Genomic DNA, 14,097 nt, shown 5'->3' on the forward strand with positions numbered 1-14,097 from the left:
TGTTCCGTTAGGAACATTTCATCGGTAGCAACGGATGAAATCCGTTGATCAAAATGGATATAATAAAAAAATGTTCCGTAGGAACATCTGATCGGTAACATAAAAACGTTCCAAAATGAATTTAACCTTTATGAAAAAAACATTTTTCGTCTTACTTCTCACGTTTTACTATACAACCATTTCGGCGCAATCCAAAAATGTTTTATGGTACAAACAACCAGCAGAATTCTTTGAAGAAAGCTTAGTTTTAGGAAACGGAAAAATGGGAGCAACCGTGTTTGGAGGAGTAAATTTGGATAAAATTTATTTGAATGATATCACACTTTGGTCTGGCGAGCCCGTCTATCCATACATGAATAGCAATGCATCTAATAATCTGCCAGCAATTCGTGATGCATTTAATAAAGAAGATTATAAGTTGGCTGAAGAATTGAATAAAAAAATTCAAGGGAAAAACTCAGAATCTTATGCGCCCCTTGGAACATTGGAAATAAAAAATCATCATACAGGAGAAGTTTCAAATTACTACAGAGAGTTAGATCTTTCGAATGCGACTTCAAAGATTACTTATGAAATTAATGGTGTAAAATTTACGAGAGAATATTTTGTTTCGGCTCCAGATCAAATTATGATTATTAAATTGACAAGCGACAGAAAAAGGTGCTTTAAATTTTGACATAGAAAGCGACAGTTTGTTAGAATCAAAGGTTGAAATTAAAAAAAATGTTCTTTCTCTTAGTGGGCGCGCTCCAATGCATGAGAATCCTGGTTATTTTAAATATACTCAGGAGTATCTTCCAGCAGGTTATTTTGATAGGGAGAAGGCATTAGCTAATCTGAAAAAAGAAACTTTAAAAGAGCAAAAGATCATTAAAGGGACACGTTTTGCCTCTCTATTAAAAATTAAAAATACTGATGGAACAATAGTAAACACAGATACAACTTTGGGTGTAAAAAATGCAACAGAAGCAATAATTTATGTTGCTGTAGCAACCAGTTTTACAGGATTTGATAAATCTCCATCAATTGATGGAGTAGCAGAGCCAATTGCAAAAAAAGAATTAAATAATGCTTTTACAAAGTCATACGACAAATTAAAAGCCGCACATATTGCTGATCATCAAAAATTCTATAATCGTGTTACTTTAGATTTAGGCAAAACTACAGCGCCAGATTTACCAACAGATGAACGTTTATTACGCTACGCTGACGGAAAAGAAGATAAAAATCTAGAAATCCTCTATTTTAATTATGGGCGATATTTGCTAATAAGTTCTTCAAGAACAATAGGCGTTCCAGCTAATTTACAAGGACTTTGGAATCCATATTTAAATCCGCCTTGGAGTAGTAATTATACAATGAATATTAATCTGGAAGAAAATTATTGGTTGGCAGAAAATACCAATCTTTCAGAAATGCATCAGTCACTTTTAAGTTTTATAAAAAACCTTTCGGTGACTGGAAAAGTTACTGCTGAGACTTTTTATGGGGTGAAGTCGGGTTGGGCAGCAGCGCATAATTCAGACATTTGGGCGATGACCAATCCGGTTGGACAATTTGGAAAAGAAGATCCAATGTGGGCTTGTTGGCCAATGGCAGGAGCATGGTTGAGTACACATATTTGGGAACATTATATTTTTACTAAAAATCAAGATTATTTAAAGAATGAGGGATATCCTTTAATGAAAGGCGCGGCAGAATTTTGCATGGGATGGCTAGTAGAAGATAAAAAAGGAAATTTGATTACAGCTCCATCAACTTCGCCTGAAAATCAATATAAATTGGCAGATGGTTTTGTAGGAGCAACGATGTATGGAGGAACAGCCGACTTGGCAATGATTCGTGAATGTTTCGATAAAACGATTAAAGTCGCTAAAATTTTAAACATTGATGCTGAGTTTGTAAAAAAAATGGAAGCAGATTTAGCCAATTTGCATCCATACCAAATTGGTAAAAAAGGAAATCTTCAAGAATGGTATTTTGATTGGGACGATAATGATCCAAAACACCGTCATCAATCACACTTATTCGGACTTTTTCCTGGCGATCATATTACACCTTTAAAAACTCCAGATTTGGCCGAAGCTTCTAAGAAAACTTTAGAAATAAAGGGCGACGAAACCACTGGTTGGTCAAAAGGATGGAGAATCAATCTTTGGGCAAGACTTTGGGACGGAAATCGTGCTTATAAAATGTTCCGTGAATTGTTGCGCTACGTTGATCCAGACGGTAAAAAAACAGAAACGCCAAGAAGAGGAGGAGGAACATATCCAAATTTATTCGATGCTCATCCGCCATTTCAAATTGATGGAAATTTTGGAGGTACGGCCGCAGTTGCCGAAATGTTAGTGCAATCAGACGAAAATGAAATTAGATTATTGCCTGCTTTGCCAGACGCTTGGTCAGAAGGTTCTGTAAAAGGAATTTGCGCTAGAGGTGGGTTTGAAATTGAAATGAATTGGAACAATAAAAAGCCAGAAAAAGTAATTGTTTCTTCTAAAAATGGAGGAAAAACAACTTTGATTTATGGAGATAAAAACCAAGAGGTTGTTTTGAAAAAAGGAGAAAAGAAAGAAATCAATTTTTAAAAAGATATTCAATTTTATAGTTAAACCCGACAGGTTTTAAAACCTGTCGGGTTTCTTTTTTAATATAAGCTTCGGAGAAGCGAAATATTTATAGAATAAAATAGATAGTTACAATATAAAGCTCCAGCGGAGCGACATATAAATTATTTACAATTCAAATATTTCGCTTCGCTGAAGCTCTTTACATTCGGACGGCTTAATTTCTATAAATATATCGTCTCGCTGAGGCTTTCTAACAATAAACCCGACAGGTTTTTGAAACCTGTCGGGTTTATTTATTTGTAAACGAAAGGCTTCGACTTCGCTCAGCCTGACAAAATGAATTATTCCTTGTTTGTGGCTTGCTCTTGATCTTCTGATTTCTCAGAATGATCTTTTTTAAACGTTTCGTACCATTTCTCAATTGATGGATAAACAAAAGCGACGACTTTCTTTACTGGATTATAAAAAATAGATTTGTCTAAAGTTTCTTCTTTGGCAAAAGTGTGATTGAAATTGATCTTTTCGAACAAAGCAATAAAAATACTTAAAATAAGAATCGTTTTTAATATCCTGAAAAATCCGCCGCCAAGTTTGTTCATCCAGCCTAGCATGGCAAAATCGGCAATTCCAGTTAATATTTTCGCTAAGAAATAAACGCCAATTACAACTAAAATAAAAGTCAGGATAAAAGCCGTAATCTGAATGTTGGTCGGATTCCAAGAAACATGTTTTGAAATCCATCCTGTCATTAACGAAGAAAATTTAATCGCAAGATAAATTCCTAACAGCAAAGAAATAAAAGAAGCAACTTCTACAAAAAGTCCGTTTTTAATGCCTTTGTACAAACTATAACACAAAAGTGCACCAACGATAATATCAAAAAAACTCATGTTTGGGTTTGGTGTTTAATGAGGCGCAAAGATATATCTTTTTTTAGGTTCAAAGGTTCATAGTGACAAAGGTTGAGAGGTTTTTGCAGTTCTGTTTTTCGATGTATTTATTTTTTTTAGGTACATTGAGTTTGAACTCTGTATCTTTGCAAATCAAATTTAGAGTTCAGATTGCATTCTGCCCCCTTCAGAAGTGATTTTTAAATCAGCAATCTAAAATCTACAATCAAAAAACAAAAATTAAATGTCTAGAGATACACAATTAAAAGAGCGCTGGGAAAAGCTCGTTGATATACTTTCCAATCAATTTTCGCAAGGCGAAGATCTAGATTTGGATGCCATAATTTACTTAATCGGAGTTCAGGAATACGGAAAAGTGCACCGCGAATACAAAAAAGACGAAAAACTGAATTTAATGCACATTGCAATTTGTCGATTGCTGGAGCCATATGGATTTTATGAATTCGAATATTTCGACGATGAAGGCTGGCCTCATTACAAAGTAAAAGAAAATTTGCCACCGTTAAAAGCCGGTGAACAATCGGTTTTAATGAAAGAAGCGATAGTAAGTTATTTTTTAGAAAGAAAACTTATTGAGTAGAATTTTTAGTTTACAGTCTCGGTTTGCAGTGACTGAGACTGAATACTGAAAACTAAAGAGAATGTGTAGATACGCAATGACATCTTATAAACCTCATTATGCTTGTTTTAATTGTCGAAAGACCTTTAAAAGAAGATTGATGGTTGATATAAAAAAAGGAGAAGCATCGGCTTTTGAAGCCAAATGTCCGCAATGTGGTGAATTTATGGCAAACATGGGACTAGATTTTGAATCGCCTAAAAAAGACGATGTCAAAAAGTGGGAGCATATTAAAAGTTTATTTTCTGTGGGCATTACGTTTCACTCCTGCGGTTGCAGTGGACCAGGTTATATTCCGAATTCAAAAGAAAAGCTAGTTGAGTATTTTGAAGAGATCAAAAAAAGATATATTGAAAATATGGATTTTTGGCGCACCAGAATTGAACCAACAAATAAGCAAGAAAGAGAACGGGATTTAAATAAAAACTGGCATAAATTAAGCAGTATTTCTCCTAACTACAAAAAGGAAATAGTAACCAATCAGGAAGGTTTAGATTATTGGCATGTAAAGATCAAACAGGTTGAAGAAAAGTTAAATCTGATAAAATAATTTACAGAAAACCTAAAACTGCGAGTGTGACCACGCACTTTCAACTAAAAACACTAAATTTGTACTCTCAATTATCGAAGGAAAATGATAGATAAGATAAAACAGCACATAGAGGAAGCTAAAGCCTTTAATGAGAAGAATAAAGAATCGTTAGAACAATTCCGTATTAAATATTTAGGAAGTAAAGGTTTGCTGAAAGAACTTTTTACTGAATTTAAAAATATTCCAAACGACCAAAAAAAGGACTTTGGACAAGTTATAAATACTTTAAAAGCTGTTGCTGAAGAAAAAGTAAGAGTTATTCAGGAAGAACTTGAAAGTAAAGAAGAATCAAAAGGTATTTTTGGAGATTTAACGCGTGCGGCAGAACCCGTAATTATTGGTTCTCGTCACCCAATTTCTATCGTTAAAAATCAAATCATCGATATTTTTGCTAATATCGGATTTAACGTTTCTGAAGGACCAGAAATCGAAGATGATTGGCACAACTTTACCGCATTAAACTTGCCAGAATATCACCCAGCACGCGATATGCAGGATACGTTTTTCATTCAGACCAATCCTGATGTGTTGTTGCGTACGCATACATCATCTGTTCAGGTGCGTTATATGGAAAATCATAAACCGCCAATTCGTACAATTTCTCCAGGACGCGTTTTCCGTAACGAAGCGATTTCATCTCGTTCACACTGTATTTTCCATCAAGTGGAAGGATTGTACATTGACAAAGATGTTTCTTTTGCCGATTTGAAACAAACGTTACTTTATTTCACAAAAGAAATGTTCGGAAAATCTAAAATTCGCCTTCGTCCGTCATATTTCCCATTTACAGAGCCAAGTGCCGAAATTGATATTTATTGGGGATTAAAAACGGAAACTGATTACAGAATTACAAAAGGAACTGGTTGGTTAGAAATTGGAGGTTGCGGAATGGTAGATCCAAACGTTTTGAAAAACTGTGATATCAATCCAGATGAATACAACGGATTTGCTTTCGGAATGGGAGTAGAGCGTATTGCAATGCTTTTATACCAAATTGGCGATATTCGTATGTTCTACGAAAATGATGTTCGTTTCTTAGAGCAGTTTAAAGCAAATATTTAATTTAAGTCATAAAGTTGTAAAGTCGAAAGTCAAAAGTCTCAGAGTGATGGCTTTTGACTTTCGACTTTCGACTTTAAAACTTTTGACTCATATGAAAAAAGATATAATAATTCCAGAAGTTGAAAACGTGTTTCTAGCCGCAGTGCAGGAATGGAGCGACGATTTTATGGAAAAAGTATGGTACGCTTATTTAGTGAATGATAGTGATTTTAACTTAGATAGCGTAATGGTAGTTTCAAAAGCATTTGGAACTATTGATGGAGAGATGAAAAAAACGTCAATTCTGCGTCATGCTTTTGTTGAGGTTCCTTCGGTTTCTGTTGTGAAGATAGAATTAGTAGAAAAGAGCCTTTTAGCGCTTAATAACGAGTTTATGGTGACTTTCTTCATCGGAAATACTTTATACGATAAGAAGTTTATTTTTAAAGCCAATTCGCTTGACGAAAACAAAACGGAAGAAGTGCCGATTTTGTTTGTTGAAGGAATAATGGTAAAATAAGAAATTCTAAGAATTACTATTAAATCACGATCCTCTATGGTCGTGATTTTTTATTTAAAAAAATAGTTGTCAATTTTTCGGTTGCAGAAGGCTTTCGTTCAAAAGTACTTTTGTCAAAACTAAAAGAGTAAAATATGACAACAAGATTTGAAGAATTCAAAAAACTGCACTATAATGAAATTCCGCTTTTACTTGGAAATGTTTGGAATGTTCAAAGTGCGTTGCAATATGAAAAATTAGGATTTAAAGCGCTTGGAACTTCAAGTGCGACAATTGCTTCTGATTTAGGTTATGAAGATGGCGAAAATATGCCTTTTGAGGATTATTTTTTTATGATTCGAAGAATAAAATCGGCTGTAAAAATTCCTTTAAGTATAGATTTGGAAGCTGGTTATGGTGATACTGTTGAGGAAATAGTTGCAAATATTTTGAGATTGCATGAAATTGGAATAGTTGGAATTAATATTGAAGATTCGGTTGTTATCAACTCAAAAAGAGAAATAACAGAAACGGAATCTTTTGCAGACAAAATTAAAATCAATCGCAGAAAACTTAAAAAAGAAAGACATCGGCATGTTTATAAATGTACGTTCTGATGTATTTCTTTTGGATTTTCCGAACAAAATAGAAGAATCTAAATACAGATTAAAACAATATGAAATGGCTGGCGTTGACGGTATTTTTCTTCCGTGTATTACAAATGAAAATGATATAAAGGAAATTGCTGAAACGACAAAACTACCCCTAAATGTAATGTGTATGCCTAATCTTCCTAATTTTGAAAAGCTAACTTTATTAGGAGTAAAGCGTATTAGTATAGGGAATTTTGCAAATGCCTTTCTAAATAAACAATTAGAAAAAGTTACTTTACAGTTACTGGAAAGAAATAGTTTTTCTCCCATTTTTGAATAATTGGTTATGGAACTTACAGATGATATAATGTATCAGGCCGCCGTAAATAAAGACACTTCTTTTGAAGGAGTATTTTTTACTGCAGTTAAAACAACTGGCATATTTTGCAGACCAACTTGTACAGCTAGAAAACCAAAAAGAGAAAATGTAGAATTTTTTACCAGTTCAAAAGAAGCTGTTTTAAAAGGATATCGACCTTGTAAAGTTTGCTTTCCATTAGAAAAATATAATGAGACGCCTGATTTTATAAAAGAGATTTTAAAAGAGCTTTCAGAAAATCCAGCTCTAAAATTCAAAGATGCCGATTTAATCCAACGCGGAATTGAACCAAGTAAAATGCGACGATGGTTTTTAAAAAATCATAAGATTACATTTCAAGCTTATCAAAGAATGTTTCGTATTAATATCGCTTTCAAAAAAATAAAAGAAGGAGAAAGTATTACTTCAACAGCTTTTGACACGGGTTATGAATCTTTGAGCGGTTTTAATGATTCTTTTAAATCGATATTTGGCTTTTCTCCTAAAAATAGCAAAGTGCAAAATATAATTGATCTCAAAAGAATAGAAACTCCGCTCGGAACGATGTATGTCTGTGCAGTAAAAGAAGGAGTTTGTTTGCTTGAATTCACAGACAGAAAAATGCTGGAGACAGAATTTAAGTCATTGGCAAAAAGATTGAATGCTTCAATTATTCAGGGAGATAATATCCATTTTGAAATTTTAGAAGAACAGTTAAAAGAATATTTTGAAGGAAAGAGAAAGAAATTTACAGTGCCGATTTTCTCTCCAGGATCTGATTTTCAAAATAAAGTTTGGACAACACTGCAAAATATACCTTATGGAGCCGTGAGAACATATAAAGAGCAGTCTATTGCCATTAATAAACCAGAAGCAATTAGAGCTGTAGCTAATGCAAATGGAGCGAACAGAATTTCGATACTTATTCCGTGTCATCGGGTTATAGGTTCAAATGGAGAGCTAACAGGATATGGAGGCGGATTATGGCGCAAGCAATGGCTTTTGGAACTGGAGAAAAAGAATGCTGAAAGATAGAGGAAAGGAGAAAGAGGCAGGAAGCAAGAGTAAAGATTTTTATTTCAAGATAAAAAAAGAGCCAAACTGAATTAGTCTTGGCTCTTTATTCTATATTCTTTAATAAGGTCTTTTCTTTTGTCTCTTTTCACTAAAAAAACTTAATCCAAAGACTCAGTCAATTTCTTGAAAACCGTTTTAGCATCTTTTCCTTCGTATAAAACGGCATAAACAGCATCGATAATTGGTGTTTTAGCTCCGTAACCTTGATTTAGTTTATAAGCACTTTTTGTTGCATAATAACCTTCGGCAACCATACTCATTTCCATCATGGCACTTTTTACGGTGTAACCTTTTCCAATCATATTTCCAAACATTCTATTTCTAGAGAAAACAGAATATCCTGTAACCAATAAATCGCCTAGATAAGCAGAATCATTAATGTTACGTTTCATTCGGTGCACTTTTCTGATGAATTTCTTCATTTCGCGAATAGCGTTACTCATTAAAACCGATTGAAAGTTATCGCCATAACCTAAACCATGTGCAATTCCGGCAACAATAGAATAAATGTTTTTTAGCATTGCAAGCATATTCAGTTCCGATGATATCGTCTGAAATTTTTGCTTTAATATAATTTCCAGAAAGTGATTTTGCTACAACTTTAGCTTTATCAGGGTCGCCACAAGCAATCGTCAAATATGAAAGTCTTTCTAAAGCTACTTCTTCTGCGTGACAAGGTCCTGTAATAACTCCAATATTGTAATATGGAATGTCGTATTGAATATGGAAATGTTCGCCAACAATTAAACTAGTTTCAGGAACAATTCCTTTAATCGCAGAAAAAATAATTTTATCTGATAAAGAAATCGTCATGTTTTTTAATTCGGCATCTAAGAAAGCTGATGGAATTGCAAAAATGATATAATCTGCATATTCTATCGCTTCGTTTATATTATTGGTTAATTTGAGTTTTTTGGTGTCAAATTCAACAGAACTTAAATAGTTTGGATTGTGTTTGAATTTCTCGATATGCTCGATAGCGGCATCATTGCGCATGTACCACGAAATTTCAGAAAGATTTACACATAACATTTTTGCAATTGCCGTTGCCCAGCTTCCTCCACCAATCACTGCAAATTTTAAATTTTCGCTCATTATTTTAATAATTTAAAACAAAAGTACTTAATAATGTGCTAATAAAGCAAAATCTGCTTTAAGAAATTTTGAAAACACGCTTTAATTGCAATGACTTTCAAGAAGTTTAAGAATAAAAATATTTTTTTTAATAGCTAAACAATAAAATGATCTCACTTGCGTTATAACAATTTATAAATTAGAATTTTAATGAATTTAAAAAAAATTGAGTTAGTTAGTTTTGTTTTAGTATTTTGAAAAGGCGTTCCTAAACTTGTTAAGAACGCCTTTTTTAATGAAATTCCAATAAAAAAATTCCAAATTCCAAAAGTTTAAAATTGGGATTTGGAATTTTTAAAATTTGGAATTTATCTTAATATGAAAGTTCAACAATAGATCTTACTTTATCTAAAGTTATTAATTGTTTTTCTCCTAAACCTTTCCAACCTCTTTCTTCAAAACGATTTACGATAAAATCGGCTGTTTTAGAATAATCTTCTGTGTACTGAGAAAGTTTAGTATCCATTCCCATTGTATGAAAAAATTCAACAGTTTTGTTAATGGCTTCTTTTGCCACTTCTTCGTCAGAACCAGTTAGATTGAAAATTCTTCTTCCGTATTGCGCCAGTTTTTCTTTTTTGCTTTCAAACATTACATGATACAAACTTGGACCAATAATAGCCAAAGTTCTCGCGTGATCAATTTCGTAAAGCGCTGTCAATTCATGGCCAATCATGTGTGTTGCCCAATCGCTTGGAACACCTTTCTGAATTAATCCGTTTAAAGCCATTGTACAGCTCCACATAAAATTAGAAGCCAAAGTATAATCGGTTGGGTTTTTTACAACGCCTGGACCAACTTGAATTAGAGTCTGTAAAATTCCTTCGGCAATTCTATCCTGAAGAAAAGCATCAGTTGGATACGTTAAATATTGTTCCATTACGTGTGTGTAAGCATCTACAACACCATTTTCGATTTGTCTTTTTGGTAAAGACGAAATTACTGTAGGATCACAGATTGAAAACTGCGGAAATAAAGCACTTCCTCCAGAAGATAATTTCTCTTGAGTTGCTTCAATTGTTACCACATATCCAGAATTCATTTCGCTTCCCGTTGCTGGCAGCGTTAATACAGTTCCAAATGGCATTGCATTTTCTTTAATCAAAATCCTTTTTTGAAGAATGTCAATCGGATTTCCTTCAAAATTTACAGCCGCTGAAATAAATTTAACGCCATCAATTACAGATCCACCACCAACAGCAAGAATAAAATCGATTTTTTCTGCTTTGATCACATCAACGGCTTTCAGTAAAGTTTCAAATCTTGGATTTGGTTCGATTCCGCCAAATTCTACAATTTCAAAACCTTTAAGATTATTGATTACCTGATCGTAAATTCCGTTTTTGAAAATACTTCCGCCACCATAAGCCAAAAGCACTTTTGCTCCTTTTGGAACTAAAGTAGAAAGTTTTTCAATTTGTCCTTTTCCGAAAACTAAATTCGTCGGATTGTATAATTCAAAGTTTAGCATTTTTTTTAGGTTCTAAGATGCTAAGGTTCTGAGGTTCTAAGTTTTTTGTTGAAACGTAGATTCTCAGAACTTAACATTGTGATTGATTAATTTTTATTTGTAATTAGTGAATAAGAGATTGAGTTTTTTTAGGTTTTTAGAAGAACTTAGAACCTTAGTATCTCAGTCCCTCAGTCCCTTTTATTTCAATTCTTGTAGCAATTTTGCAGCTACCAATTTAGATGAAGCTGGGTTTTGGCCCGTGATTAAAAGTCCGTCGGCAACAGCATAAGGCTGCCAGTTTGCGCCTTTAGAAAAAATTGCTCCGTTTGATGCTAAGGCATCTTCCAATAAAAACGGAACTACTTTTGTCAATCCAACAGCTTCTTCTTCTTCATTAGTGAAACCGGTTACTTTTTTACCTTTTACTAAATATTCGCCTTTTACTTTTACGTTTTTCAAGACGGCAGGGGCGTGACATACAAAAGCGACTGGTTTATTGTGTGTGTAAAAAGATTCAATTAAAGCAATTGAACTTTTATCTTCAACCAAATCCCAAAGCGGACCATGACCTCCTGGATAAAATACAGCATCGTAATCTTTTTGGTTAACTGTAGAAAGTTTTAGTGTGTTTTTTAATTTTTCTTGTAAAACTTTATCAGCATCAAAACGTTTGGTGTCTTCAGTTGCCGAAGCGGGATCGGCACTTTTTGGATCAATCGGGGGTTGGCCTCCAAGAGGAGATGCAATTGTAATTTCAACTCCTTGATCTAAAAGTTCATAATATGGCGCAGCAAATTCTTCTGACCAGAATCCTGTTTTTTCTCCTGTATTGCCCAGTTTGTCATTGCTGGTTACAACAAATAATACCTTTTTCATACTCTTTTTATTTGATTTTTGAGCTTCAGCAGAAATGCTTACAGCTGTAAATGCAGTTATTGCGAATAGTGTTATTTTTTTCATATGTATTAAATTTTGAACAAATTTACAGCTAATGTGATATCAGTAAAAATAAAATAAACTATGTTTGTTATAAATAAATTTATATCATGGTAAATCTAGAATGGTACAGAACTTTTAAAGCAGTTTACAAAAACGGTAATTTTTCAGTGGCTGCGAAGGAATTATTTATGAGTCAGCCTGCGGTTAGTCAGCAGATTTCAATGCTTGAAGCACACGTGGGAAATAAATTGTTCAATCGGAAATCTAAAGGAGTAGAACCAACCGAATACGCTAAGTTACTGAATAATTTGATAATAGACGCATTAGATCGTCTCGAAAGTGTTGAAGTTGGCTTTAGAGCAAAAGCTGAAAATGCAAACAGATTAATTTCTGTCGGAATTTCAAAACATCTTTTTGACTGCGTTGGCAATCTATTAATTGCTAAGTTTGATTTAATCGATTTTACTTTTGCAGAAAACGATGAACTTTTTGCATTGGTGGATGCTAAAAAATTAGACTTTGCTATAACAACAAAAAGATTTGACACTTTTGATACTACTTATGAAATTGTCGGAAAAATAAAATTGATTTTGGTTGCTCCAGTAAGTTTAGATATAACCGAATTTCGCCAAAAATTAAAAGCAGACAATTATACAGAAATAGAGCAATGGCTGAATACGCAGAAATGGTATAGTCATGACGCACGTATTCCGCATATAAAATTATTTTGGTCGCATGCTTTCAATAAAAAAAGACCTTCTATGGTGCCTAATTACATTATTCCTTCAGAATCTGAAATGCTTAGGCTTTTATCTAAAAATGATGGAGTTGTCGCTACTTGGAACTGTAACGCAAGAAATTTTATCAAGGAAAATAAGTTGCAGTTGTTATGGAACAGTTTTCATGTGCCAGAAGAATTTGTGTATTTATTAGCTCCAAAAAATAATAACTTAAAGTCATTTTTTGATATTATTGAAAAAGAACTGAAATTGTTTTTTGGAAATAGATTGTAGTTTTTTTATTTTTATTAATTGAAATTCAGGTGTTTAATGGCCTTTGTGGAAAAAAATAACTTTGAGTTCAGTAAATTAACTTCTAAAACTAGATTGATTATGAGAAAGATTGCAACATTTTTGGTACTTGTAACAGTTTTATATACTAGTAATTCATGCAGTAAGCATGATGACGAAGCTATTGTAGATTGTTTTGGAGATTCTATATTAACAGAATTAAAGCATTCGACAGATGGTACAAATTCAAAAATAATAAATTACTCCATTCAATATGGTGGAAGCAATACCATAACTTCAGTAAAATGGACTTTTGGAGATGGAAAAACAGAAACCATAAATACTTCGACCGGTGCTGTGTCTCATACTTATAGTGCCGCAGGAACTTTTGAAGTTAAAGCAGATGTAACGATAAAAAAAGGCGATGGGAGTTGTACTGTTAGCCCAAAGAAAAGTGTAACGGTGAACTAAAATACTGCTTGTAAAAATAGTAATGAGGATCAACTTTGTAATTTATTGCGTAAGCATAGATTACAAAGTTGGTCCTCATTCGTTATATTTGTTTGATAGGATTGAGGATTATGGAAAAATTACAAAATATTAGAATTGCTGTAGATGCAATTGTTTTTGGCTACAAGAACAATGGTTTATACGTGTTATTGATTGAGCAAAAATTTGGTTCGGCAGATAAATATTGGGCATTACCTGGAGGTTTGGTTAAAAATGATGAATCTTTAAGCGATGCAGTTATTCGTGAATTACATGAAGAAACGAATGTGCAATTGACTTTTATGGAACAGCTCTATACTTTTGGAGATGATATAAATAGAGATTCTAGAAATCGCGTTATTTCAGTTGCGTATTATGCTTTGGTTGAAGCTTCAAACTTAGAAATAAAAGCCGATACAGATGCTGAAAGAGTACAATGGTTTAAAATTGACGAAATTCCGCCTTTAGCATTCGATCATAATTTGATTTTAAAAAAAGGTATAGAAAGATTGAAAGCGAAATTAACTTATGAGCCAATTGGTTTCGATTTACTTCCAGATGAGTTTCTGTTTTCAGATTTGGAAAACCTTTATTGTACCATTCTAGAAAAAGAAATTGATCGCAGAAATTTTAGAAAAAAATACTAAGCTTCGGCATTTTAGAGCAAACAGATAATTTTTCACCTATAAAAAGCGGAAGACCTGCTAAATTATTTAGATTTAATAAATTGAAATATAGAGATTTAGCCTCTAAAGGTTTTCACTTCGAAATAAAGTTTGCGTAATTTTTACACAAAATAAATTGTTTATTCA

General features: G+C 33.2%; 14 protein-coding genes and 2 pseudogenes. 12 read left to right on the forward strand and 4 right to left on the reverse strand.

Features of this window, described 5'->3' with window-relative positions; all coding sequences use genetic code 11:
- Window positions 1–130 precede the first annotated feature (130 nt).
- Both P5P87_RS18110 and P5P87_RS18115 read left to right on the forward strand, forming a co-directional pair.
- A complete protein-coding gene (locus tag P5P87_RS18110) occupies window positions 131–676 on the forward strand; it encodes a glycoside hydrolase family 95 protein (RefSeq protein WP_278020172.1) in 546 nt (181 codons plus the stop codon).
- Window positions 677–692: 16 nt separating this feature from the next.
- Entirely contained in the window at window positions 693–2,588 is a 1,896-nt protein-coding gene (locus tag P5P87_RS18115; protein ID WP_278020173.1) for a glycosyl hydrolase family 95 catalytic domain-containing protein, read from the forward strand.
- Window positions 2,589–2,911: 323 nt separating this feature from the next.
- Here the strand turns inward: P5P87_RS18115 and P5P87_RS18120 are convergent, their stop codons facing one another.
- Complete coding sequence (locus P5P87_RS18120) at window positions 2,912–3,460, reverse strand: CvpA family protein (protein ID WP_278020174.1); 549 nt, start codon at window positions 3,458–3,460, stop codon at window positions 2,912–2,914.
- 244 nt (window positions 3,461–3,704) lie between these two features.
- Here P5P87_RS18120 and P5P87_RS18125 point away from each other — a divergent pair, with 244 nt between their 5' ends.
- The 7 genes from P5P87_RS18125 to P5P87_RS25970 all read left to right on the forward strand — a co-directional run bounded on the left by P5P87_RS18125 (window position 3,705) and on the right by P5P87_RS25970 (window position 8,218).
- Entirely contained in the window at window positions 3,705–4,061 is a 357-nt protein-coding gene (locus P5P87_RS18125) for a hypothetical protein (RefSeq protein WP_111377556.1), read from the forward strand.
- A gap of 139 nt (window positions 4,062–4,200) precedes the next feature.
- Complete coding sequence (locus tag P5P87_RS18130; protein WP_233074032.1) at window positions 4,201–4,650, forward strand: hypothetical protein; 450 nt, start codon at window positions 4,201–4,203, stop codon at window positions 4,648–4,650.
- An 84-nt stretch (window positions 4,651–4,734) separates the two neighbouring features.
- Entirely contained in the window at window positions 4,735–5,754 is a 1,020-nt protein-coding gene (locus tag P5P87_RS18135; protein ID WP_198855280.1) for a phenylalanine--tRNA ligase subunit alpha, read from the forward strand.
- 91 nt (window positions 5,755–5,845) lie between these two features.
- Entirely contained in the window at window positions 5,846–6,253 is a 408-nt protein-coding gene (locus P5P87_RS18140; RefSeq protein WP_111287353.1) for a hypothetical protein, read from the forward strand.
- Between the two features lie 134 nt (window positions 6,254–6,387).
- Entirely contained in the window at window positions 6,388–6,849 is a 462-nt protein-coding gene (locus P5P87_RS18145) for an isocitrate lyase/phosphoenolpyruvate mutase family protein (RefSeq protein WP_278020175.1), read from the forward strand.
- Window positions 6,827–7,165 carry an isocitrate lyase/phosphoenolpyruvate mutase family protein gene (locus tag P5P87_RS18150; protein ID WP_278020176.1) on the forward strand — a complete coding sequence of 113 codons (339 nt, stop codon included), beginning with the start codon at window positions 6,827–6,829 and terminating at the stop codon, window positions 7,163–7,165. The genes P5P87_RS18145 and P5P87_RS18150 overlap by 23 nt, the downstream gene beginning before the upstream one ends.
- Window positions 7,166–7,171: 6 nt before the next feature.
- Window positions 7,172–8,218 carry a bifunctional transcriptional activator/DNA repair enzyme AdaA gene (locus P5P87_RS25970; RefSeq protein ID WP_340696576.1) on the forward strand — a complete coding sequence of 349 codons (1,047 nt, stop codon included), beginning with the start codon at window positions 7,172–7,174 and terminating at the stop codon, window positions 8,216–8,218.
- A 140-nt stretch (window positions 8,219–8,358) separates the two neighbouring features.
- Here P5P87_RS25970 and P5P87_RS18165 read toward each other — a convergent pair.
- The 3 genes and pseudogenes from P5P87_RS18165 to P5P87_RS18175 form a co-directional block, all read right to left on the reverse strand.
- Window positions 8,359–9,355 (reverse strand): annotated as a pseudogene (locus tag P5P87_RS18165) (NAD(P)H-dependent glycerol-3-phosphate dehydrogenase).
- Between the two features lie 352 nt (window positions 9,356–9,707).
- Window positions 9,708–10,865, reverse strand: coding sequence for an iron-containing alcohol dehydrogenase (locus tag P5P87_RS18170; protein ID WP_198855284.1), 1,158 nt, complete (start codon window positions 10,863–10,865; stop codon window positions 9,708–9,710).
- 180 nt (window positions 10,866–11,045) lie between these two features.
- Window positions 11,046–11,807 (reverse strand): type 1 glutamine amidotransferase domain-containing protein, encoded by a 762-nt coding sequence (locus P5P87_RS18175; protein ID WP_278020177.1) that lies wholly within the window; start codon window positions 11,805–11,807, stop codon window positions 11,046–11,048.
- A gap of 86 nt (window positions 11,808–11,893) precedes the next feature.
- Between P5P87_RS18175 and P5P87_RS18180 the strand changes: the two genes are divergently transcribed.
- The 3 genes and pseudogenes from P5P87_RS18180 to P5P87_RS18190 all read left to right on the forward strand — a co-directional run bounded on the left by P5P87_RS18180 (window position 11,894) and on the right by P5P87_RS18190 (window position 14,069).
- Window positions 11,894–12,799 carry a LysR family transcriptional regulator gene (locus tag P5P87_RS18180; RefSeq protein WP_278020178.1) on the forward strand — a complete coding sequence of 302 codons (906 nt, stop codon included), beginning with the start codon at window positions 11,894–11,896 and terminating at the stop codon, window positions 12,797–12,799.
- Between the two features lie 99 nt (window positions 12,800–12,898).
- Window positions 12,899–13,267, forward strand: coding sequence for a PKD domain-containing protein (locus tag P5P87_RS18185; protein WP_278020179.1), 369 nt, complete (start codon window positions 12,899–12,901; stop codon window positions 13,265–13,267).
- Between the two features lie 110 nt (window positions 13,268–13,377).
- Window positions 13,378–14,069: pseudogene (locus tag P5P87_RS18190) on the forward strand (NUDIX hydrolase).
- Window positions 14,070–14,097 lie beyond the last annotated feature (28 nt).

Source organism: Flavobacterium ginsengisoli (assembly GCF_029625315.1).
Lineage (GTDB): Bacteria > Bacteroidota > Bacteroidia > Flavobacteriales > Flavobacteriaceae > Flavobacterium > Flavobacterium ginsengisoli.

Coding starts and splice junctions, on each gene's coding strand:
- P5P87_RS18110 (WP_278020172.1), top strand. CDS start 131: ATGAAAAAAACATTTTTCGTCTTACTTCTCACGTTTTACTATACAACC.
- P5P87_RS18120 (WP_278020174.1), bottom strand. CDS start 3,460: ATGAGTTTTTTTGATATTATCGTTGGTGCACTTTTGTGTTATAGTTTG.
- P5P87_RS18125 (WP_111377556.1), top strand. CDS start 3,705: ATGTCTAGAGATACACAATTAAAAGAGCGCTGGGAAAAGCTCGTTGAT.
- P5P87_RS18130 (WP_233074032.1), top strand. CDS start 4,201: ATGGTTGATATAAAAAAAGGAGAAGCATCGGCTTTTGAAGCCAAATGT.
- P5P87_RS18135 (WP_198855280.1), top strand. CDS start 4,735: ATGATAGATAAGATAAAACAGCACATAGAGGAAGCTAAAGCCTTTAAT.
- P5P87_RS18140 (WP_111287353.1), top strand. CDS start 5,846: ATGAAAAAAGATATAATAATTCCAGAAGTTGAAAACGTGTTTCTAGCC.
- P5P87_RS18145 (WP_278020175.1), top strand. CDS start 6,388: ATGACAACAAGATTTGAAGAATTCAAAAAACTGCACTATAATGAAATT.
- P5P87_RS18150 (WP_278020176.1), top strand. CDS start 6,827: ATGTTTATAAATGTACGTTCTGATGTATTTCTTTTGGATTTTCCGAAC.
- P5P87_RS25970 (WP_340696576.1), top strand. CDS start 7,172: ATGGAACTTACAGATGATATAATGTATCAGGCCGCCGTAAATAAAGAC.
- P5P87_RS18170 (WP_198855284.1), bottom strand. CDS start 10,865: ATGCTAAACTTTGAATTATACAATCCGACGAATTTAGTTTTCGGAAAA.
- P5P87_RS18175 (WP_278020177.1), bottom strand. CDS start 11,807: ATGAAAAAAATAACACTATTCGCAATAACTGCATTTACAGCTGTAAGC.
- P5P87_RS18180 (WP_278020178.1), top strand. CDS start 11,894: ATGGTAAATCTAGAATGGTACAGAACTTTTAAAGCAGTTTACAAAAAC.
- P5P87_RS18185 (WP_278020179.1), top strand. CDS start 12,899: ATGAGAAAGATTGCAACATTTTTGGTACTTGTAACAGTTTTATATACT.